We start from the raw sequence: 21,836 nt of genomic DNA, 5'->3' as shown, positions 1-21,836 counted from the left end.
GTTCAGTGGATCTCGCTCACCAGGACATCCAGCATCCACGCCTTGCCCGAACCACCCGGAGCCGCCACCTCAACCTCGTACCCAAGGTCCCGCAGCGCCTCAACCAGCTCCGCCGGACCCGAGGGCACCGCACCCGACTCCATGAGACTCCGTACGATGCGCCCCTTCGTCGCCTTGTTGAAGTGGCTGACCACCTTCCGGGTCGGCGCGTGCAACACCCGCACGCTCACGGTCCGCCCCGCCACCTCCCCCTTCGGCTTCCAGGCGGCCGCGTACGAGGAGGACCGCAGATCGAGTACGAGCCCGTCGCCGGCCACCTCGGGAAGGACGGCGGCCATCGGCGTACGCCAGTGCCCGCCCAGCGAACCCAGCCCCGGCAGCCTCACGCCCATCGAGCAGCGGTACGAGGGAATCCGGTCCGTCACCCTGACCGCACCCCACAGCCCCGAGAAGACGAGCAGCGAACGCGCCGCCCGCCGCTTCGCCGCCGCGTCGAGGGAGGCCAGATCCAGGGCGTCGTACAACACCCCCGTGTAGATCTGCCCGGCGGGCCGCGCCCCCGCGGTCCACAGCTCCGTGTTCTTGGCGACCTCGCCCCGCAGGCCCTCGCTCAGCCCGAGCACCTCGCGCGCCTTCTCCTCGTCCGCCGCGCACAGCTCGACCAGCTCATCCAGGACCGCCTGCCGCGCCTCGGCGAGCCCCGCCAGCGACAGCGACTCCGGCTTCAGCGGCGCGCCCCGCCCGGAGGGTGCCTTTCCTTCGGACGGCGGCAACAGCACGAGCACGACGGTTCTCCTAGAGGCGTTGAGGCGTTCGGTACGTACGACGTTCGGTGCGTTACGACGTTCAGTGCGTACGACGTTCAGTACGTACGAGAGGTACGCGCCAGCGTACGGGGTGCCGCTCGACCCACCCCGCCCTACGCTCGCCCTATGCCCCGCCGCCCTATCCGTGTGACCGGCGCAGCCGAGGCTCCCCTGCGAGCCGCCCTGCGCGCACTGCGAACCGAGCTCGGTGTGCCCGAGGCGTTCGTGCCGGAGGTGCTCGCCGAGGCCGAGCGAGCCGCTCGTGAGCCGAGGCTTCCGGCGTACGACGCGACGGACATCCCCCTGTTCACCATCGACCCTCCCACCTCCACCGACCTCGACCAGGCGATGCACCTCTCACGCCGCCCGAACGGCTACCGCGTCCGGTACGCCATCGCCGACGTCGCCGCCTTCGTCGTACCCGGCGCGGCCCTGGACGCCGAGACCCACCGCCGCGTCACCACGCTCTACTTCCCGGACGAGAAGATCCCGCTGCATCCCCCGGCACTGAGCGAGGGCGCCGCCAGCCTGCTCCCGGACCAGACCTGCCCGGCCGTCCTGTGGACGATCGACCTGGACGAGGACGGCCGCCCCACCGCCACCGACGTCCGCCGCGCCCTCGTCCGCAGCCGCGCCAAGCTCGACTACGCGGGCGTACAGCGGCACATCGACAACAAGACAGCCGAGGAACCGCTCGCTCTCCTCAAGGACATCGGCCTCCTCCGCGAACAACGAGAGGTGGAACGCGGCGGCATCTCCCTCAACGTCCCCGAGCAGGAGATCATCGAGCGCGACGGCACGGACGGCACGGACGGCGCGGACGACACGTACGAACTCGCCTACCGCGCCCCGCTCCCCGCCGACGGCTGGAACGCGCAGATCTCCCTCCTCACCGGCATGGCCGCGGCCGACCTGATGCTCGCGTACGGCACCGGCGTGCTGCGTACGCTCCCGGCCGCCCCCGACGGCGCGGTCGGCCGGCTGCGGCGTACCGCCCAGGCGCTGCGCATCGACTGGCCGCACCACGTCTCGTACGCGCAACTGATCCGTTCCCTCGACCCGCGGCAGCCGCACCACGCCGCCTTCCTCCAGGAGTGCACGACGCTGCTGCGCGGCGCGGGCTACACCCCCTTCAGGGACGGCGCCACCCCCGACATCACCCTGCACGCCGCGGTCGCCGCGCCCTACACCCACTGCACGGCCCCACTCCGCCGCCTCGTCGACCGTTACGCCTCCGAACTCTGCCTGGCGGCGGTCGCGGACTCCGCTCCGCCCGAGTGGGTGCTCGCCGCCCTCGACGAACTGCCGAAACGGATGGCCGAGGGCACACGTCGCGCGGGCACGGTCGAGCGCGAGTGCGTCGACATCGTCGAGGCGGCACTCCTCAAGGACCGGGTCGGCGAACTCTTCGACGGCACCGTCGTGGACGTACGGGAACGCGAACCCACCGTGGGGACCGTCCAGTTGGCGTCCCCGGCCGTCGTCGGCCGCATCGAGGCCCGCGTGGCGGGCGAGAAACTGCCGCTGGGGGAGCGGCTGCGGGTACGGCTCACGCAGGCGGAACCGGGGACGGCGAAGGTGCTGTTCGCTCCCGCGTGAGGTCACGTATCTCTCTGACGAGTACGTCGGGTTCGTCGGCGTGGAAGCGGATCAGGTGTACGTCCCTGGGGCGGCCCAGGGATGTGAAGTGCCGTACCGGGGCGGCCAGTTCGAGCGTGATCGTGGTCTGCGCGCCTATGGTCAGGTCAAGTCGGCCGTGTCGCCGCTCGTGCGTGGTGATCAGCTCGCGGCGTACGGAGGTGATCGCGGCGAGCGGGATACGCACGTCGACGTGGGCTGCCTGGCGGATCCGTAGCACCGTGTCGTCCAGGACATGCGGACGGGTCACGGAGGCCGCGTGCAGGCCGACGACCAGGAGCAGCGTGTAGACGTCGAGGGTGAGCCAGACCCGGTGCACGGCGGGATAGTCGCGCAGAAGCACCGCCATACAGGCACTTTCGAGGACGCACACGAACCCGAACCCGAACATCATCGCGCCCTGGCCCCGGGCGTACCCGAAGGCCCGCCCCTGCCGGATGCCGTGCGGCCGCCGGACCACCCACCGGCCTATGCTCGCCAGCAGCCGCACCTCGTGCCCGACGAGCCGCCGTACCGTCCTCATCTCCCTCAGCGTCCTCATCCCCCTCAGCCTCCTCATCGCGCCCTCTCCACGAGCAGTCGGATCGTGCGGCTGATCGCCGCGGCCTGCGCGGGCGGGAAGTCGTGGAGGAAGGCACGCATGAAGCTGCCGTTGCTGTTCATGTCCGGGCTCTCCAGGTCGAGTTGACCGATGCCCATGCCTTCAAGAGTCTCGTCCGGGAGGCAGTCGGCGAGGGCCCGAGCGGCCTGCTCGACGCGCGGGTCGGCCGGATCGGCGTCGGCGAGCGCGTCGAGCAGGGCATACGCCTCGTGCATCCGCTCCAGGGCCCCCGGCACATCGGCGGCGGCACGCAGCGCTACCAGCAGACGCTCGCGGTCCTCGGGGGCGGCGGCCGTCTCCAACAGCGCGATCATCTCGCGGTCCTTCGCGGCCATCGCGGGTTCCGGGTGACGGGTCAAGTCGCTGAAGATTGCGGCCAGTTGAGGGGAGACGGGCCCCTCGGCGGGCAGCCCGCCCTCCTCCAACAGGGCACGCAGCCGCAGCCGCCGCTCCTGGATCGCCGCCTCCTGCCGCGCCAGGTCGTCGTCGAGCTCCGCGAGCACCTCGGCGAGGTCGCGCCCCGCGTCGTCCGCCAGCACGTCCCGCACCTCGGGAAGGCCGAGGCCCAGCTCGGTCAGCCGCCGAATCCGGGCGAGTACGACGGCGTGCCGCAGGGTGTAGTCGCGATAGCCGTTGGGCCGCCGCTCGGGCTCGGGCAGCAGCCCGAGGTGGTGGTAGTGCCGAACGGTCCGCGTCGTGACGCCGACGGCCGCGGCGAGTTCTCCGATCCGCATGGGATCAGTAGAAACGTTGACGTTGCGGAGGGGTCAAGCGACAAGCGGAAGGGAACGTGGACTTGGTCTGAGCGTCCCGTCCTCACTCGCCGGGGCATGGAAACGGGCCGCACGGGCGTTGCACCCCCAGGAGCACGGAAGGGGAGGGGCGCGAGGTGAACACACGGGAACAGGCCCTCTGGACCAGGGCGCGCCTCGGCCAGTGCGGGCCCCCGCTCGACCTCCTGACCGCCCGCTTCGACCGCCATCGCTACGCGCCCCACGCCCACGACGAGTTCACGATCGGCGTCTGCGTGGGCGGCTCCGAGATCATCGACTACCGAGGCGGCCGAATCCACACAGGGCCCGGCTCGATCGTCGTCCTCGCCCCGGGCGAGGTACACACCGGCGGCCCGGCCGCGTCCGACGGCTACGCCTACCGCGCCCTCTACGCCGAGACGCCCCTCCTCACCGAGGGCACCTGGAGCACCCCGCACTTCCGCGAGCCCCTCCTCGACGACCCCGAGCTGGCCGCCGCCCTGCGCCTCACCCACACCGAACTCAGCGCCTGCCCCGACCCCTTGGAAGCCGAGTCACGCATCCCGTGGCTGCTCACCGCCCTCGCCCGCCGCCACTCCACGGCCCGCCCGATGTGCGACAGAATCCCGGGCGCGGACCGCATAGCAGAGGCCGTCCGCGACCGCCTGGCAGACGAACTCCTCGCCCCACCCTCCCTCTCCGACCTGGCCGCCGACCTCGGCCTGTCCCGCTACCAACTCCTGCGCGCCTTCCGCACGAGCACGGGGATACCGCCGTACGCCTGGCTCGCCCAGCACCGCGTCAACCGCGCCCGGCGCCTGCTGGAGTCGGGCCACCGCCCCGCCGAGGCCGCCGCGCTCGTGGGCTTCGCGGACCAGGCGCACCTGACGCGCTGGTTCCGGCGGGTACTCGGGGTGACCCCGGCGGCGTACCGCAACAGCGTTCAAGACGTACGCCCCTGACCCGCCCGAGACTGCCCGCATGACTGCACGCGGCTGGTTCTTGTTCTCCCTGATGGGAGTGCTCTGGGGCATCCCCTACCTGATGATCAAAGTAACGATGGACGGCGGCCTGTCCCCGTCCTTCGTCGTCTTCACCCGATGCGCGCTCGGCGCGGCCCTGCTCCTCCCGTTCGCCATCCGCCAAGGGAACCTGCTCGGAGCGGTACGAACCCACTGGCGCCCCATGCTGGCCTTCGCCTGCATCGAGATCATCGGCCCCTGGTGGACCCTGACCGACGCGGAACGCCACCTCTCCAGCTCCACGGCCGGCCTCCTGATCGCGGGCGTACCGATAGTGGGCGTGCTCCTGGCCCGCTACTTCGGCGACACGGAACGCCTCGGCGCCCGCCGCACGACCGGCCTGGCCCTGGGCCTGGCCGGAGTGGCGGTCCTGACCGTCCCCCACCTGACCGGCGGCAACGCGCGCTCACTCACGGAAATGCTGGTGACGGTGGTGGGCTACGCAACCGCACCCCTGATCATCGCCCGCTACCTCAAGCCGGTCCCGACCCTCCAACTGATAGCCCCGTGCCTGCTGCTCGCGGCACTGGTGTACGCCCCCGCCGCGGCGCTGACGTGGCCGTCGGAGGTCCCGTCCCCCTCGGTCCTGGCCTCCCTGGCCGGGTTGGGCGTGATCTGCACGGCCCTCGCCTTCGTCGTCTTCCTGGAACTGATCCGGGAGGCGGGACCGACCCGGGCGGTGGTCTTCACGTACGTCAATCCGGCCGTGGCGGTCTCGGCGGGGGTGCTGTTCCTGGACGAGGAGCTGACGGCGGGGGTGGCGGCGTCCTTCGCCCTGATCCTGCTGGGCTCCTTCCTGGCGACGGCGGCTTCCAAGGCGTCCACGGCCTCCGGAGCCGGCGGCGGAGCGGGAGGGGGTGGGCGCCCGGTACCATGGTCGACACGGCAGACGAGCCGGGCGGACGGCCGCGTGAAGACCCCTTCGGGGGACCTTCCCGAGGAACGTCCGGGCTCCACAGGGCAGGGTGGTGGCTAACGGCCACCCGGGGTGACCCGCGGGACAGTGCCACAGAAAACAAACCGCCCAGCGCTCAGGCGCTGGGTAAGGGTGAAACGGTGGTGTAAGAGACCACCAGTGCCCAGGGTGACCTGGGCAGCTAGGTAAACCCCACCCGGAGCAAGGTCAAAAGGAAACACCCCGGTGTTTCTGCGCGGACGTTCGAGGGCTGCCCGCCCGAGTCCGCGGGTAGACCGCACGAGGCCGGCGGCAACGCCGGCCCTAGATGGATGGCCGTCTCCCCGGCCGCCGCGAGGCGCCCGGGCGACAGAACCCGGCGTACAGCCCGACTCGTCTGCCTCTATGGGCCTTGATCAGCGAAACTGCTGGGCAGGGACCATTTTTCGTGGATCGGAGAGCTTGGCCGAACTCTGGTATATACCGGCCTAAACAGGGGCGCGTAGCTGCGTACGTAGCCATGAAAGTAGCCATGGATCAAAGGGCTGCTTGCCGAGGGCCACCGGCGAAAGCTGGACATGGGGTGGGTACAGGAGCTGTATGTGGCCGCTCACATACACTGCCGGTGCGTCGGCCGGGCTCGCGAACGCCTCGGGTGGCGGGGGATCAGCCGACCGACACAGCACAGGGACAGACACAGCGCAGGGGGAGGCCCGCAAGCAGTGGAGCCCTTGAGGGACGACGATCCGCGGACCATCGGTGTGTACAGGCTCGCGTGCCGGCTGGGCGCCGGTGGCATGGGGCAGGTCTATCTCGGGGAGTCACCGGCCGGTCAGCTGGTCGCCGTGAAGGTGATCAAGCCGTCGGTGCTCGACGAGGACAGCCGGGCCCGGTTCCTGCTTGAAGTGGACAGTCTCAGGACGGTGTACGGCCCGTTCATCGCGTCCTTCGTCGCCGCGGACGCCCACGCGGAACGCCCTTGGCTCGCCGTCGAGTTCGTCCCCGGGCCCGATCTCCTGGCCCACGTCACCGAGCGGGGGCCGCTGCCGCTCGTGGAGACCGCCAGTCTCGGGGCGCTCCTCGCCGAGGGGCTCGGGACCGTGCACGAGGCAGGGTTGCTGCACCGTGACCTCAAGCCGCAGAACATCCTGCTCGCCCCCTCAGGCCCCAAGGTGATCGACTTCGGCCTGGCGGTGCTGGCCGAGCGGCGTTCGACGCTGACCGCGACCGGTGTGGTGGTGGGTTCCGTGTTGTGCATGTCGCCGGAGCAGACCCAGGGCGGGCAGCACCTCGATCCGGCCGCGGACGTCTACGCCCTGGGCGCGGTCCTGCTGTACGCGGCCACCGGCCACTACCCCTACACCGGCACCAGCTGGCAGGCGATCGCGCGCCGGATCGAGGACCCGGCCGTTCCGCCGGACCTCAGCGGGCTGCCGCCCCAACTGGTACCGCTGATCTCCGCGATGCTCGCCCTCGACCTCGCCGACCGGCCGACGCTGACCCAGGTCACCGAGCAGCTCGTGCGGGTCATCGCAGGCCAGGGTCTGACCGCGGTCCGGGCCAAGCGCCGGCTCACGGCGCTGACCCCCGAAACCGCCCTGCCCGAGCTGCCGCTGCCGCCCGAGCCCCCGGAGCTTCTGGAGAGCCGGACCGCCTACACCCCGACCGTGGTGGACGTCGCCGTACGAGAGGATGACGAGGCGCCGCCGCAGGACCAGGAGCAGGAGGACGTTTCGTGGGACGGGGACGGGGACGATACCTCAGGTGCCGATACGCCCTTCGACGAAGCCGCCCCCGCCGCTCCGCCCACTCCGTCGGAGAGGCCGGCGAGAAGCCGTTCCGCCCGTCCGGGTGTCCGGTTCTCCGCGCCGCTGCGCATCGCCGAGGCGCTGAGGGCCGCGTACGCGAGCGACGCCCGCTTCTGAGGAGCCGCCCACCCCATCCGGTGAAGGCCTCTTCGCCACCGGGATTCCCTCATGCCCCGCATCCGCCTCGTGAAAGACTCGGGGCGGACCGAGCAGAGCACATTTTCCCGGTATGGACACCGGTACGAAAACCGATACGAAAACCGGTATGGACAACGGAGTGACCACGGGTGACAGAGCAGGGGCAGAATCGGTTTCCACCCGGGGCCCAGGTCCTCGTCCGGGACGAGGAGTGGCTGGTCAGGAACGCGCGCCGGACCGAGCACGACGGTGACCGTATCGAGGCCATCGGTGTTTCGGAGTTCGTCCGGGACGAGGAGGCCGTGTTCTTCACCGGCATCGACACGGTCGAGCTTCTCGAACCGGAGAAGACGCGGCTGGTACCCGACACCTCCTCCTACTTCCGGCGCGGGCGGCTCTTCCTCGAAGCGGTCCTGCGCAAGACGCCGCTGCCGCAGACCGAACGCGGGCTCGCCCTGGCCGACCGTTTTCTCCTCGACCCGCTGCCCTACCAGCAGCGTCCCGCGGAACTCGCCCTGTCCATGCGCAACCTCCGCCCCCGCATCCTGATCGCCGATGTCGTCGGCCTCGGCAAGACCCTCGAAATAGGCCTCACCCTCGCCGAGTTGATCCGCCGGGGCCGCGGGGAGCGGATTCTCGTCGTGACCCCGCAGAGTGTCCTGGAACAGTTCCAGCACGAGTTGTGGACGCGGTTCTCGATTCCGCTGGTGCGGCTCGACTCGCTGGGTATCCAGCGCATCCAGCGCGAGATCCCCGCGGGCCGCAATCCGTTCACCCACTACAAGCGCGTCATCATCTCCGTCGACACGCTCAAGAACATCGGCCAGTACCGGCATCACCTGGAGCGCATCCAGTGGGACGCGGTCGTCATCGACGAGTCCCACAACCTCATCAACCAGGGCAGCCAGCGCCGGGCCCTGGCCGAGACGCTCACCCCGCGTACTGATGCCCTGCTCCTGGCCAGCGCGACCCCGCACAACGGCGACAAGCGCTCCTTCGCCGACCTGGTCTCGTTGCTCGACCCCGCCGCCATCGTGGACCGCGACCACTACGACCCGGCGAAGGACCTCGGGCACCTCTTCATCAGGCGTACGAAGATCAGCCCTGAGGTCCGCAACGGCATCGGCAAGGAGTGGGCGGACCGGGGCCCCACCCGCTCGCTGCGCTGTCCGGCCAACGAGGCCGAGGAACGGATCTTCGCGGAGCTCGCCGAGTACTGGCTGCCCACGCCGTCCACCAGCACCGAGTTCGGTACGGCGGACCAGGAGCGGGCCTCGGTGAGCACCGACCCGCTCTTCGCGTACAACGTCCTCAAGACGTTCCTCTCCTCCCACAAGGCGCTGGGAGAGATGGTCGACCGACGCGTTGTCGCGCTCGGCGATCGGGTGCGGAAGATGGTGAAGGACGGCAGGCGGCCGGATCCGGCGATCGACGGCGAGCAGGCCGCCCTGCTCCGGCTGCGCACCCTCGTCGACTCGATGGGCGACGGCAGCGCACGGGGGGACTCCACCAAACTGGACGCCCTCGTCGAGCAGTTGGAGCAGATCGGCGTCGGACCGGGCAGCGCCACGCGCGCGGTGGTCTTCTCCGAGCGCGTCGAAACCCTCAAGTGGCTGGCCGAGAAGGTCCCCCAGCGCCTCGGCTTCACCCCCGGCAAGGACGGCGGCCACGAGGCCGTGCGCATCATGCACGGCGGCATCGTCGAGGAGCAACAGCGCGTGATCCGTGAGGAGTTCAGCCTCGCCGGTGCTCCGGTGCGACTGCTCTTCGCCGGTGACGTCGCCTCCGAGGGCGTCAACCTGCACCGCCAGTGCCACCACCTGATCCACTACGACATTCCCTGGTCGCTGATCCGCATCGAGCAGCGCAACGGACGCATCGACCGGTACGGGCAGCGCCACGAGCCGGAGTTCCGGGCGCTGATCCTGACCTCCGAACAGCCGGGCGCCAAGGACGACAGGACCGTCGCCGAGAAGCTCCTCGTCCGCGAGGAGGAGGCCCACAAGCTGAGCGGCACGGCGGAGGCGGAGACCGGCTACTACCGTGCCGACGAGGAAGAGCGGCGTCTCATCCGGGAGTTGATGGAGGGCGGCACGGTCGAGGACTTCCTCGCCGGCGCGCCCGCCGCGGACGACGCCGACCTGGCGGGACTGTTCGGCCAGGTCGACACCATCACCGAGGAGGAGCTGCCGGAGCGCGCCGAGGTCCCCTCGCTGTTCGACGGCGACACGGCGGCGTTCGTCGACACGGCGCTCGCGGAACTGTACGAGGACCACGCCGAGGACGTCATCGGCCTGTCCCGCAGCAAGGACGCCAAGCAGCGCCCGTACTTCTCCCTCTCCCCGGACATGGCCCCCGATCTGCTGCGCCGTCTGAAGGCCCTGCCGCCCTCCTATCTCAAGGAACAGGGTGTGGCCGAGCGGATGATCCTCTCCTTCGACCGCGGCCTAGCCCAGGACAAACTGACCGAGGCCCGCGAGGCGACGGACACGATCTGGCCCACGGTCTCGTATCTGAGTGACATCCACCCGGTCGTGGAGTGGCTCACCGACAAGGTGCTGGTGCAGTTCGGGCGGCAGGAGGCGCCGGTGATCACCTCCCCGCACGTGGAGCACCCCACCTTCCTGATCCAGGGCATCTACTCCAACGCACTCGGCCGTCCCACGGTCGTGCGGTGGATGGCCGTCAGCACCGACCCCGAAGCCCCCGTGGGCGAGATGACCGACGCCCTGCGCGCGGCGAAAGTCCGCCCGGACCTCGCCCGTACCGGCGATCCAGGTGACCTCGCGCACCTCCAGTCGCTGGTGCCCGCCGCGGTGGCTCGGGCCCGCGAGCATCTGGAGACGTCCAAGGACGACTGGGCGCGCCAGATCAGCGGCCCGCTCGCCGCCTACCGTGAGCGGCTGGCCGACTGGCGTCAGGAGTCCCTGGACTCGCTGTCCGGGGAGAGTGCCCGGCGCAAGCGGCAGGTCGAGAAGACCGCGGGCGACCAGGCCGACCTCCTCGACCAGTTGAACACCACCGGCCTTCCCCTGCTGCGGGTCCTCGCCGTCCTGGACAGGCCCGCTCCGGACGGGAGCGCGGACGACGGACAGTACGAGACCCCGGACGAAGCCCCCGATCACGGGACCCCCGACCACGCCTTCGACCCGGCGGAGAACTGACGTGACGTACGACTCGCTGGTCAACCACGGTGACTACCTCTCGGCGCACTACCTCGCCGAAGTCCTCCCCAAGGACCTCAAGGCCAAGGACGGTCTCCTGGCCCGGTGGGCCGAGACCGAGGAGCGGGAGCGGCGTGCCCACGCCACCGCTGTCGCCGAGGCCAAGTCGGAAGGGCTGGACCCGTCGACCGTTCCGCCGCGTGTCCGCACCCCTCGCGAGGGTCTGCGGGCCCTGCACGGCGCCTACTTCGCCTCCCGCGCCGACTTCGCCCGGGACGCGGAAGCCCTCGCCGTACCCGACGCCCCCGTTCCTGCCGACTGGGCCAAGCGGCTCACCGAGCTTCACCTGGACACCCTGCACGCGCTCGGCTTCGGCGAGGCCCACGAGCAGACCGCCACGGTCCACCGCTCGGGCCACGATTACCCGGTCCAGGTCCTGCACACCGAGCCCGGTCTGATCGCCGTCTCCTGCGGCTGGACCGACGAGCCGGACGCGGCCCTCGACCCGGACGGCGCGGGCCGCCTGCTGCACCCGGTGGCGTTGGAGGCGTCGGCACGCCTGACCGACGCCAAGGCCCTGGCGGACTTCCTCTTCGAGTGCGACGAGCCGCCGCGCTACGTCCTCATGCTGGTCGGCGGTGTCGTCGTCCTAGCCGACCGTCTCGCCTGGCACGAGGGCCGCTACCTCGCCGTCGGCCTGGATGCCGCGCTCAACCGGCGCGACGTGCGCAACGCCGGTGAACTCGACACGGTGGCCGCGCTGTTCGGCGCGGACTCGCTGCGCGTCCCCGAGGAGGGCGGCACCGCGCCGCTGGCCGGTTTCGTCGACAAGTCCGGCAAGCACGCGGTCGGTGTCTCCACCGAACTGCGCGAGGGGCTGCGCCTGTCCGTCGAGTGGATCGCCAACGAGGTCCTCGCCCGGCTGCGGGACCAAGGCGTCCCCCCGGAACAGATCGACGAACCGGCGCGCCTCGCCAAGGAACTCGGACGCGAGTCGCTGCGCTACCTCTACCGCATTCTGTTCCTGCTGTACGCCGAGGCCCAGCCGACGCTCGGGATCCTGCCGGCCGACGATCCCGAGTACGCCCGGGGCTACGGCCTTCAGCGCCTCGGCGACCTCGTCGTCCGCGACCTGGTGGGCGAGCGGTCCCGGGGCGGGTTCCATCTGTACGAGTCCCTCGACCTGCTCTTCCAGCAGGTCCAGAAGGGCCACCGGGAGTTCGGCAGCGAGCCCGAGGACCTGGAGGCCCAGGCCGCCGACCGAGCCGCCACCGAGGCCGAGCGGGAGGCCGCCGAACTGCTCGCCGCGGATGCCATCACCCGGGACGAGTACACGGAACGGATCCGTGAGGCCGACCGCGCACGCAAGACCGCCGCCCGCAGCGCCGACGTCGGCCTGCGCTTCGAGCCGCTGCGTTCCGACCTGTTCAAGAGTGACGCGGTACGTCTCATCTCGGCCGACCAGGTCGAGAACCCGGCGTACGAGGACGGCTCGGACCGGCCCGAGTTCCTGGACACCCGGCTGCGCAACGAGACCCTGCACAAGGTGCTGCGCCGCCTGATGCTGACCAAGGGCAAGGGACGCGAACGCGGCGGGTTCATCTCGTACGCCCAGCTCGGCATCAACCAACTCGGCGCGGTCTACGAGGGGTTGATGTCCTACACCGGTTTCATCGCCGACGAGGACCTGTACGAGGTGGCCAAGGGTGGTGACGCGTCCGGCGGCAGCTGGATGATCCCCGCCGGCCGTGTCCAGGACTACCCGGACGAGGTGTTCGTCGAGCGCCCCCACGAGGAGACCGGCCGCCCGCTGCGGGTCGTCCACCCCAGGGGCTCGTTCGTGTACCGGCTGGCGGGGCGCGACCGTCAGACGTCCGCCTCGTACTACACACCGAAGTCCCTGACCGAGGTCACCGTCGAACTCGCCCTCAAGCACCGCCTCGACCAGGACGGCACCGACACGTCGGCCGAGGAACTCCTCGGCTGGAAGATCTGCGAGCCCGCGCTCGGCTCGGGCGCGTTCCTCAACGAGGCGATCGACCAAGTGGCGGCGGAGTATCTCCGGCGCAGGGAAAGGGAGTTGGGTCGCCGCGTCGATCCGGAGGCCCGGCCCGTCGAACTCCAGAAGGCCAAGGCGTACATCGCCCTGCACAACGCGTACGGTGTCGACCTGAACGCCACCGCCGTGGAGCTGGCCGAGGTCTCCCTCTGGCTGAACTCCATGCACCCCGGCATGCGCGCACCCTGGTTCGGCCTGCACCTCAGGCGCGGCAACTCCCTGATCGGCGCGGGCCGCAAGGTGTACGGCGCGGACGCACTGCCGCACGGCCAGTGGCTGTCGAAGAAGGTCCCGCTGCCGCCCACCGAACTCCCTTTCCGCGACGGCGACTTGCCCGAAGGTGCCGTGCACCACTTCCTCCTCCCCGCGCTCGGCTGGGGCGCGGTGGCGGGGGAGCCCGAGGCGAAGAAGCTGGCGGAGGAGGAAGCGAAGGCGCTCGGGCAGTGGCGCCGGGGTGTGCAGAAGGCTCCCAAGTGCAAGCCGTTCGAGGAGCGGGACGGCGAGCCCCACGACAAGCGGCAGGCGCGTTACGACAGGTGGGCCAAAGCGGCGGCCAAGACCGAGCTGGGCCGGTTGCAGGCGGTGGCTCGCCGGGCGGAGTTCCTGTGGAGCCTGGTTGCCAAGCGCCTCGAACTCTCCGAGCGGAAGGTGTCACGCCGGATCGACGTCTGGGGCGCGGACTGGCTGGAGCCGGCGGCTGAGGCCGCCGACAAGCAGCGCGTCCTGGACGACCTGACGGCGGCCGGTACCCCGTACTGGCGGCTGAAGACGGTCATGGACGCGTGGTGCGCGCTGTGGTTCTGGCCGCTGGACCAGGTGGGGCTGATCGACGGCACGGACGCGAAGTACGCGCCGGGGGGAGGGGTGTTGGGGGCGGCGCCCGCCCCGGCGGCACCTGCCCCGGAGCCCGCCGCAGCCCCGAGCGGCCCCGCGCCGGGTGACCTCGCCTGGCGAGCCGCAGGACTCTTCGACGACCCGGACGGTGAACAGGACGAGCTGGGCGCCGCTGGTGCGGAGAGCGACAAGGGCCTGGAGATCAAGGGCCTGAAGATCAAGGGGCGGCGCGCGACCGGCCGACAGGCCGAGATCGTCGAGGACCTGCGGCGCCCTGTCATCCCGCTGAAGACGTTCGCCGACTGGCTGGACTTCCTGGAGCTGACGCTCGGAACGAGGGACGCCGAGGGCGACGCCGAGGGCAACACCTCGTTCCTGGACGGCCTGGACGATCTCCCCGTCGACGAGGCGCTGCCGCTCCTGGAGACGTACGAACGCAGCCTGGACGGCGTCCTGGGCATGGACAGCCCGTTCAAGCTGGCCGAGCGGTTCCCGTGGCTGGACGTGGTCGAGGACATCGCCGGCACGACGGAGCGCGACATAAAGGCGGAGGACGGGCACGGGTTCTTCCACTGGGAGCTGCACTTCGCGCATGTGTTTCGGGGGGAGCGGGGTGGGTTTGATCTGCAGGTGGGGAATCCGCCTTGGGTGAGGCCCCGGTGGGAGGAAGACACGGTTTTGGCGGAACTGGAGCCGTGGTTCAAACTCGCCGAGAAGCCAGGTGTAACGGCATGGCGAGAACGTAAGGATGAGGTGTTGGGAGCAGAAGGGGCGACTCCCTATTTCCTCAGCGAGCTGGCATCGAACGCGGCCATGGCGCAATGGCTTGCGTCGCCGGTGACGTATCCGGTACTCAGGGGGACCCAGCCGGATCTCTACCGCGCCTTCATGTGTCGGACTTGGGGAAATCTGGGGACAGAGGGGATCGCAGGTCTTGTGCATCCGGATACCCACCTCGGGGGGACCAAGGACGGGCGTATTCGCGGCGCGACCTATCAGCGACTGCGGCTGCATGCTGGATTTGTGAACGTTGGCAACTGGGCCTTCGAAGCCAGCAGGAACACCGAATTTGGAGTACACATCTACGGAGCCCCCAAGAGTGTCATCAGATTCGACAATCTGAGCCGTTTGTACGGAGTGGAACCCCTCGTGTCTTCCCTCGATCACGATGGAGAGGGAGAGGTGCCGGGAATGAAGCATGGAGGCGGCTGGGACCTTCGTCCACATCGGGATAGGGTCATTACGGTAGATGAATCGATGCTCGCGGAATGGCAGCGGTTGTCTGGCGATACTGCCACTCCCGCGCGGGAAGCGGCGTTGTTGCAACCGGTGACAGCTGAGGAGCAGGGGGCCATTGCTGCTCTCTCGGCGATGCGGGACCGCACAGGACAGCATGATCCGCATATCACGCGAGGCTATGACGAGGCGAACGGCAAAAAGGACGGCTTTATCAGCTGGGATACTTCGCAGCCCAGGTCGCTGTCCGATTTGATCCTTCAAGGACCCCATTTTGGCATCGCCACCCCGGTGAGCAAGCAGCCGAAGGTGCCTTGCCGGGGAAATCACGACTGGACGAGCTTCGACCTGACGGAACTGCCAGGCGACGCGGTGCCTCGATCCAACTACGTACGCCCCGAATCCTGTTCGCTAAAGCGCTATGAGAATGTCCAGGACCGCTGGCTGGACCGATCACGGTTGAGTGGAGAGTGGGAGCCCAGCGCGGAGCAGTGGGAGGGACGCGGCGATGTTCTGAGCGAGGAAGAATTGGCGCTCCCTGATGAGGAACAGCGGGAACTTCTGCGGCAGCGGTTGTGGTGGTTTCAGCCGTACACCAAGTTCTATCGACTGGCTTGGCGGCGCATGATTCCGTTCAACACGGAGCGGAGCTTGTTCGCAGCATTGGTGGCGCCTGGGCCAGCGCACGTACATACCGTGCAGTCAATGGCGTTGCCCAGCAACCTCGCCACGGCTCTCAACTCAGGCCTTTGGGCCGCACTGCCTGTGGACTACTTGCTTCGCATCACTGGTCGTTCGGATCTCCAGGTTGCCGAAGCCCAAAAGATGCCCTATGCGGATCCTGCTCATCCTCTGGCTGCCCCCCTCCTCCTGCGCACACTGCGTCTCAACTGCCTAACCGACGCCTACGCTCCCCTCTGGGCTGAGCTCTACGACACGACCTGGCCCGGCTGCGAGGTCTGGGCCGTAAAGTGGCCCAACCTGGCGCCGCTCGCTGGACACCTGAAGCCGCACTGGGAGTACGCCACACCTTTGCGTACCGAGTACGAGAGGCGTGCAGCACTCGTCGAGATCGACGCCTTGGTCGCGGTTTGGCTTGGCATGAGTGCCGACGAGTTGATTGCCATTCACAAAGCCAGATACGCGATTCTTGCGGACCGTGAATCGCAGATGTGGTTCGACGTGAGTGGTCGCCAACTTGCCAAGGACCCTTACGCTCACGGCCATGGCCAGGCGAAGGAGCACTACGAACAGTTCCTCGCCTACAACAACGGCGAGCGCCCCGACCCCCCAGCGGGCTACACCGCCCCCTTCTATAAAGCCAACCGTGAGAAGGAAATGCGGGCCGCGCACGCCGTCTTCACCGAGAGGCTCCGAAAGGCGCGGGAGAAGCAGGCGTAACGAGAGCGCCCCGCACGGGACTTGACTCCCGGCGGGGCGCTCATGGGTGGAGTAGCGTCAGTCTTGGCTCGCGTACGAGAGGAAGTGCGTCCACGTCTTCCCGGCGACAGCGAATTGCGGGCCCTGCCGCACCTTCGAGTCCCGGACGTGGACGGCGTCAGGGCATGAGGCCACTTCGACGCAGTCCCCGTCGCTGCCGCTGCTGTGGCTGGACTTGTGCCAGGCCAACGCCACCTCGACGCAGTCGTCTCCCTGCGAGCCGCTGTAACTGCTCTTGAACCAGGCCAGTTTGGACGTGTTCATAGCGCTCCTCGCATCCGCTTCAACAGGCCCAGGGAGTCCTCAGGGGTCAGAGCCTGTGAGCGCATCTTGGCATAGCGCTGGTGAAGACGGCTGATCTCTTTCGCGTCAGTGATGAGGCGACCGTTCTCCTGGCCTTCCGAGTAGCCGAACCAGCGATTGTCCGGACCCTCCGCCAGCCGCATCGGCCCATCCAACCCCGCATGCACCGGCTGCCGTAGCGGCATCAGCTGGAACTCCACGTTCCAGTGCCGTTCGACCACGTCCAGCAGGTGGTCGAACAGCTCCCGCGTCACCGCCTCCCCGCCCGTGTGCCGCTCAAGTACCGCCTGCTCCACGATGAAGCTGAACGCCGTGGGCGGTTTCCGGCTCGTGGACAGCAGATCCTGACGGGCGAGCCGCGCCGCGATGCGCTCGGTCAACTCCTGCTCGTTCGGCAGTGGCGGGACACTGAACGACACCGCTCGCGCGTACGCCTCCGTCTGCAACAGGCCCGGCACCACCCGGCATTCGTACGTGTTGAGGCTCACCGCCTCCGCCTCGAACTTCGCCCATTGCCGGAACCAACTAGCCAACCCCGGCTGCCGAGAAAGATGCCGCGACGCACCCCGTAGCGTCCCGAACGCGTCCAGGATCTCCTCCGACCGCTCCACGAAGTCCGGCTGCGGAAAGCGGCGGCCCTGCTCGATCTTGGCGACCGTCTGGACCGAGTACGGGACCAGTTCGGCGAACTCCTCCTGCGTGAGGCCCGCGCGTTTGCGGAAGGCCTTGAAGACCTCGCCGAATGCCCTGAGACTGTCCGACACCTCCGGCTCGCCGCCGCCCGGCGACCCACCCGATCCGCCCGACCCGCCCGCACCGTCCGTCATGCGAGGACTCCTCCCGTACGCCTGCCCCGCAAACCACTTCCAACCGGGCCATGGTTACGGTCAGTTGCCACCCCTGTCCACCCTCCGTACTCGTACTCTCACGCAGAGTACGAGTCGCTGACCTGGCGGGAAGGGCACGCGGGCGGCCAGTTTGGGGCCATGACGCCAAGTCCCGCCCGGCCAGCGCCGGTTACCGTACGTGTGTTCGCGCAGCGTTTCAGCTCCACTCCGCGCGGCGCCCGCCTCGCCCGTCACCTCGCCGTGCACCGGCTGAACGCCTGGGGCATCCCGTACGGCTCCGACGTCTCGGACACCGCCGCACTCCTCGTCGCGGAGCTGGCCGCGAACGCCGTCACCCATGGTCGTGTTCCCGGCCGGGACTTCGAGGTGCGGCTCGGTCTCGACGCGTACACCCTCCGGATCGACGTCTCGGACCCGCGCGGGGAGCGTCGTCCCGCCGGGCCGGGCGGAATCACCACCCCGGCCGCCCCGCCGGTCCCCGCAGCCCTCGCCGATGGCGGCCGGGGGCTGCTGCTCGTCGACGCGCTGGCCGACCGGTGGGCCGTACTCGACCGTCTGCCCGTCGGCAAGACGGTCCGCGCCGAACTGGACCTGCCGCACTGACGGGCGCGCCCGCCGTCCATAGACTGGCAGCCGGCCACGGATCAAGGTCGGTGACGGCGGACGGCGGAGGCGACGGGGAGTCATGGCAGGGCTTGAGGACAGCGGCAGTGGTCGGGCGACCGGGCGCGGGCGGGACGTCGGCTTCCGGCGCTACGAGTTCCCGCCGGAGGACACCGAACTGCTCCAGCCCGGACTCTTCCCCTCGCTGCACGGCCCCGTCGAGGTCGGTGGCGACGGGCTGCCGACCGGGGTGGAACTGGAGCAGCCCGCCGACGAGGAGGGCACCGAGTCCGGCGCGAGCACGCGGGACCCCGACGAGATCTCCGCGCCCTTCCGGCCCGAGAGCATCAAGATCGAGACCCAGTCGACCACCGTCGACCTGCTCCTCTCGCGGCTGAAGGAGGGCATGATCGACCTCGCGCCCGACTTCCAGCGCCGGGCCGGCATCTGGACCGACGTACAGCAGAGCCGGCTCATCGAATCGCTGCTGCTGCGCATCCCCATCTCGTCCTTCCACATGGCGCAGGACGAGAACGACGACTGGGCCGTGGTCGACGGCATCCAGCGGCTCACGGCCATCGCCCGGTTCATGGCACCGGAGGCGGTGAAGATGCCGCCGCTGACCCTGCGCGGCCTCGACTACCTGCGTGACCACCACGGCAAGGGGTACGAGGGCCTGAGCGGGCGGTTGAAGATCAGACTGCGCGAGACCCAGCTGGTGGTGCACATCATCCAGCAGGGCACGCCGGAGGCCGTGAAGTTCAACGTGTTCTCGCGGATCAACACCGGCGGGCTGCCGCTCACGCCGCAGGAGATCCGGCACGCCCTGGTCGACGGGCCGGTGCGCGGCTACCTCGCCGACCTCGCCGAGGACCCGGCCTTCGGAGACGCCACGGGGCACAGCGTGTCCAACGAGCGGATGGCCGACCGGGAGATGGTGCTGCGCTTCCTGGCATTCCGGCTGAGCAACCCCGCCGAGCACACACAGCGCGACTTCGACCAGTTCCTCGTCACCTCCATGCACCACATCAACCGGCTGAGCGAAGCGCAACGGGAGCTGCTGGCCCTGGAGTTCCGCAAGGCGATGCGCTGTGCTTCGGACATCTTCGGCGATCACGCGTTCCGGAAATGGAGGGGTGGAAAGGGGGCCAAGTCACCCATCAACAAAGCCCTGTTCGAGACGGTCGCGGTCAATCTCGCCATCCTGGACGATCACACGCGTGAGACGCTGGTAACGTCGAGTGACAGGGTGCTCGAAGGGTTCTTCGGGCTGATGAAGGACTGGGACTTCGACCGGGCCATCTCCGTCGCCACCGGCGACACGAAGAAGGTGCGCAAGAGGTTCACCGCGATGGCGGAGCTCTTCCAGGGGGTAGTGGGCAGTGATTGACCAGCTGACGCTGAGGAACTACAAGGCGTTCCAGCACGTGGACCTGCCGCTCGGGCCCCTCACCCTGCTGACCGGCCTCAACTCCTCCGGCAAGAGCAGCGTCCTACAGGCGCTCGGTCTCCTCCAGCAGTCCTACACCGCAGGTGACTTCGACGACGTACGGGATCTGGTGGAAGAGGTGGGCTCCGGCGAGGTCATGGCCGTGGACAACGGCTTCCTCCTCAACGGCGAACTCGTCTCCCTCGGCACCGGCCACGACGTCCTGCACGAGGACTTCGTGGGCGACGAGCCGGAGATCACCCTCGCCGTGAGCGAAGGCGCGTACCGCTACTCCTGGACCGTGGCCTACGACGCCGAACAGAACCTGCTGCCGCTGACCCGTGTCGACATCCCGCTGACGAGCGAGGGGACCGAGAAGTCCCCGGCCGGCGCCGCCGCCGTCGTCCCCGGATACTTCACCGCCGGGTTCCAGTACCTGCACGCCGACCGCATCTCGCCCGCCGAGTTCTACCCGCGTGACCACCACGTCTCCATCGGGCGCGGTTTCCTCGGTGTGCGCGGCGAGCACACCGTCAACTTCCTGCGCCACCACGCCAGGGACGAGGTCCCCGAAGGGCCGCTGCGCCACGAGCGCGCGGAGTCGGCCCGGCTGCTCGACCAGGCGGCAGCGTGGATGGGGGAGTTGTGCCCCGGCGTGGACCTCCAGGCCGAGACCATCGAAGGCACCGACTCGGTGCGCCTGTCGTACGGCTTCGACGGTCCGCGCGGCACCCGGCGGCGCCCCACGAACGTCGGCTTCGGACTCACGTACGCCCTGCCGATCGTCGTGGCCTGTCTGACGGCCACGCCCGGCTCCCTGGTCCTCCTGGAGAACCCCGAAGCGCATCTGCACCCGCGTGGCCAGACCCGGATGGCCGCCCTCGTGTCGGCGGCGGCCGCACAGGGGGCACAGCTCGTCGTGGAGACGCACAGCGATCACGTACTCAACGGGGTGCGGCTCGCCGTCAAGCGTGGGGTGCTGGCGCCGGACAAGGCCGTACTCCACTACTTCCGGGGCGGTTCCACGGGCAGTGAGGTGGCCAGTCCCCGCATCGACGGTGACGGGCTGCTCGACCAGTGGCCCGAGGGGTTCTTCGACGAGCTGGAGAACACGCTCGACGAACTGCTGGCCTGAGCACCGGCCGGGGGGCCTGCCAACGGGCGCGGACGACAACACGGAGGGGGATACGTGCCGCTGCTGTTCCTGAACGAGAGATCATGCGGGACCGGATGCGATCCGGCACACGCGGAGCGGGCCATGACGGAACTGGCGCGGGCGGTGCTCGCGGTACTCCGGGTCGACCGGCCGGGCACCGTACTGGTCAGCAACGACCCCATCACCGGGCTCCAGATCGCCGCCGGGCATCCGATCGGCAAGTGGCACGGCAACCCGAGGAACCGTGACGCCTGGCGGCGGCTCCTCCAGATGCAGAGCAAGTGGCCGCACCGCGTCGTCTTCCCCGAGGGAGAGGGCTACTACGACGTCGAATACCGGCACCGGGGCGAGACGGTGGAAGGGCTCGGAGCGGCCCACCTCATGGACGGGCTCGGTGTGTCGTTAGCCGTCGAGCCGTGCTGGGGCGACGACCGGGTCTCGCTGGAACGTGAGCAACTGGTCGAGGAACAGGACGGTGGGTTCACGTCGCACACCAGCGACGTGGAGCTTCGGCACGCGTCGAACGGGACGCACGTCGACGAGCATCTGCGATGGATCGCGCAACAGGTCGAGCTGGTCCGCAGGGGCGGCCTCGACGCGGTTGCCCATGGCGCCGACCTGTGGGAGCGGCGCGCGACCCTCTTCCCCCACCTGGAGTTCCTCCCCGGGGTCGAGGAACAACTCCGGGGCCTCCTGCAGGCCTGGGTGCGCCCGGTGGCGAAACGGCTGGCCGAGTTCGATCAGGCGGTCTCCTCCTGGAACCCGGACACCGAGCCCGAGGGGCCCCAGTGGCACTCCTGGGTGACAGGCGAGGGCGCACAGCGCGCCCGGGAACTCTGCGCGTTCACCGACCTCGACGGCCGGACGCGGATCTTCGACACGCATGCCCGCTTCACCCCGGGACCCGGCCGGGTGCACTTCCGGCTCGTGCCGGAGAACAAGGCCGTACGCATCGCGCACGTCGGCCGCAAACTCGGCGTCTGAGGCGACCGGACGAGCAGACCGGCAGTCCGGACGAGCGGGCCCGGCCACCACCGCCGGGCCGGATGTCGGCACCGCCCATTACGGTGGGGCCCGGAGCCGGGCAGGCAGCGGCACCGACGA

General features: G+C 69.5%; 14 protein-coding genes, 1 other RNA gene and 1 pseudogene. 11 read left to right on the top strand and 5 right to left on the bottom strand.

What is annotated here, in order from left to right; all coding sequences use genetic code 11:
• Positions 1 to 2: 2 nt before the first annotated feature.
• Positions 3 to 785, bottom strand: a complete 783-nt coding sequence (yaaA, locus tag ACTWQR_RS34895) for a peroxide stress protein YaaA (protein WP_443231225.1) — start codon at positions 783 to 785, stop codon at positions 3 to 5.
• 147 nt (positions 786 to 932) lie between these two features.
• Between yaaA and ACTWQR_RS34890 the strand changes: the two genes are divergently transcribed.
• Complete coding sequence (locus tag ACTWQR_RS34890; RefSeq protein ID WP_443231224.1) at positions 933 to 2,405, top strand: RNB domain-containing ribonuclease; 1,473 nt, start codon at positions 933 to 935, stop codon at positions 2,403 to 2,405.
• Here ACTWQR_RS34890 and ACTWQR_RS34885 read toward each other — a convergent pair.
• Together ACTWQR_RS34885 and ACTWQR_RS34880 are read right to left on the bottom strand one after the other, a co-directional pair.
• A complete protein-coding gene (locus ACTWQR_RS34885; protein ID WP_443231223.1) occupies positions 2,356 to 2,985 on the bottom strand; it encodes a hypothetical protein in 630 nt (209 codons plus the stop codon). The genes ACTWQR_RS34890 and ACTWQR_RS34885 overlap by 50 nt on opposite strands.
• Before the next feature lie 14 nt (positions 2,986 to 2,999).
• On the bottom strand, positions 3,000 to 3,779 hold the full coding sequence (locus tag ACTWQR_RS34880) for a MerR family transcriptional regulator (RefSeq protein ID WP_443231222.1): 780 nt from the start codon (positions 3,777 to 3,779) through the stop codon (positions 3,000 to 3,002).
• Positions 3,780 to 3,934: 155 nt separating this feature from the next.
• On the opposite strand from ACTWQR_RS34880, the gene ACTWQR_RS34875 reads away from it, so the two are divergent.
• The 6 genes and pseudogenes from ACTWQR_RS34875 (at position 3,935) to ACTWQR_RS34850 (ending at position 16,354) form a co-directional block, all read left to right on the top strand.
• A complete protein-coding gene (locus ACTWQR_RS34875; RefSeq protein ID WP_443231221.1) occupies positions 3,935 to 4,759 on the top strand; it encodes an AraC family transcriptional regulator in 825 nt (274 codons plus the stop codon).
• Positions 4,760 to 4,778: 19 nt separating this feature from the next.
• Positions 4,779 to 5,561 (top strand): annotated as a pseudogene (locus tag ACTWQR_RS34870) (DMT family transporter); the annotation flags it as partial.
• Between the two features lie 148 nt (positions 5,562 to 5,709).
• An RNA gene (gene rnpB, locus ACTWQR_RS34865) (RNase P RNA component class A) lies at positions 5,710 to 6,114 on the top strand.
• A gap of 322 nt (positions 6,115 to 6,436) precedes the next feature.
• A complete protein-coding gene (locus tag ACTWQR_RS34860) occupies positions 6,437 to 7,639 on the top strand; it encodes a serine/threonine-protein kinase (protein WP_443231220.1) in 1,203 nt (400 codons plus the stop codon).
• Between the two features lie 170 nt (positions 7,640 to 7,809).
• Positions 7,810 to 10,824 (top strand): SNF2-related protein, encoded by a 3,015-nt coding sequence (locus ACTWQR_RS34855; RefSeq protein WP_443231219.1) that lies wholly within the window; start codon positions 7,810 to 7,812, stop codon positions 10,822 to 10,824.
• 1 nt (position 10,825) lies between these two features.
• Positions 10,826 to 16,354, top strand: a complete 5,529-nt coding sequence (locus ACTWQR_RS34850) for a class I SAM-dependent DNA methyltransferase (protein WP_443231218.1) — start codon at positions 10,826 to 10,828, stop codon at positions 16,352 to 16,354.
• Positions 16,355 to 16,411: 57 nt separating this feature from the next.
• Here the strand turns inward: ACTWQR_RS34850 and ACTWQR_RS34845 are convergent, their stop codons facing one another.
• A complete protein-coding gene (locus ACTWQR_RS34845; protein ID WP_443231217.1) occupies positions 16,412 to 16,657 on the bottom strand; it encodes a DUF397 domain-containing protein in 246 nt (81 codons plus the stop codon).
• Positions 16,654 to 17,523, bottom strand: a complete 870-nt coding sequence (locus ACTWQR_RS34840) for a helix-turn-helix domain-containing protein (protein ID WP_443231216.1) — start codon at positions 17,521 to 17,523, stop codon at positions 16,654 to 16,656. Before ACTWQR_RS34840 ends, ACTWQR_RS34845 begins: the two co-directional genes overlap by 4 nt.
• Before the next feature lie 159 nt (positions 17,524 to 17,682).
• On the opposite strand from ACTWQR_RS34840, the gene ACTWQR_RS34835 reads away from it, so the two are divergent.
• The 4 genes from ACTWQR_RS34835 to ACTWQR_RS34820 all read left to right on the top strand — a co-directional run bounded on the left by ACTWQR_RS34835 (position 17,683) and on the right by ACTWQR_RS34820 (position 21,716).
• Positions 17,683 to 18,147: an ATP-binding protein gene (locus ACTWQR_RS34835; RefSeq protein WP_443231215.1), complete on the top strand. Its 465-nt coding sequence runs from the start codon at positions 17,683 to 17,685 to the stop codon at positions 18,145 to 18,147.
• Positions 18,148 to 18,229: 82 nt separating this feature from the next.
• Positions 18,230 to 19,537 (top strand): DUF262 domain-containing protein, encoded by a 1,308-nt coding sequence (locus ACTWQR_RS34830; RefSeq protein ID WP_443231214.1) that lies wholly within the window; start codon positions 18,230 to 18,232, stop codon positions 19,535 to 19,537.
• Positions 19,530 to 20,711, top strand: a complete 1,182-nt coding sequence (locus tag ACTWQR_RS34825) for an AAA family ATPase (RefSeq protein ID WP_443231213.1) — start codon at positions 19,530 to 19,532, stop codon at positions 20,709 to 20,711. The genes ACTWQR_RS34830 and ACTWQR_RS34825 overlap by 8 nt, the downstream gene beginning before the upstream one ends.
• Before the next feature lie 123 nt (positions 20,712 to 20,834).
• The gene (locus ACTWQR_RS34820) at positions 20,835 to 21,716 is read left to right on the top strand and encodes a hypothetical protein (protein WP_443231212.1); all 882 of its coding nucleotides are present in this window, start codon (positions 20,835 to 20,837) and stop codon (positions 21,714 to 21,716) included.
• The last annotated feature ends 120 nt before the right edge of the window (positions 21,717 to 21,836 follow it).

Origin of the sequence: Streptomyces sp. 2A115, assembly GCF_052245575.1 — a bacterium.
Taxonomy (GTDB): Bacteria; Actinomycetota; Actinomycetes; order Streptomycetales; family Streptomycetaceae; genus Streptomyces.
Note: the sequence above shows the minus strand (reverse complement) of the source record. Positions and strands in the feature narration are given on the sequence as shown.

Excerpts from the sequence above, each read along its gene's own strand:
- ACTWQR_RS34890 (WP_443231224.1), top strand. The coding sequence starts at position 933 with ATGCCCCGCCGCCCTATCCGTGTGACCGGCGCAGCCGAGGCTCCCCTG.
- ACTWQR_RS34885 (WP_443231223.1), bottom strand. The coding sequence starts at position 2,985 with ATGAGGACGCTGAGGGAGATGAGGACGGTACGGCGGCTCGTCGGGCAC.
- ACTWQR_RS34880 (WP_443231222.1), bottom strand. The coding sequence starts at position 3,779 with ATGCGGATCGGAGAACTCGCCGCGGCCGTCGGCGTCACGACGCGGACC.
- ACTWQR_RS34845 (WP_443231217.1), bottom strand. The coding sequence starts at position 16,657 with ATGAACACGTCCAAACTGGCCTGGTTCAAGAGCAGTTACAGCGGCTCG.
- ACTWQR_RS34840 (WP_443231216.1), bottom strand. The coding sequence starts at position 17,523 with ATGACGGACGGTGCGGGCGGGTCGGGCGGATCGGGTGGGTCGCCGGGC.
- ACTWQR_RS34835 (WP_443231215.1), top strand. The coding sequence starts at position 17,683 with ATGACGCCAAGTCCCGCCCGGCCAGCGCCGGTTACCGTACGTGTGTTC.
- ACTWQR_RS34830 (WP_443231214.1), top strand. The coding sequence starts at position 18,230 with ATGGCAGGGCTTGAGGACAGCGGCAGTGGTCGGGCGACCGGGCGCGGG.
- ACTWQR_RS34820 (WP_443231212.1), top strand. The coding sequence starts at position 20,835 with ATGACGGAACTGGCGCGGGCGGTGCTCGCGGTACTCCGGGTCGACCGG.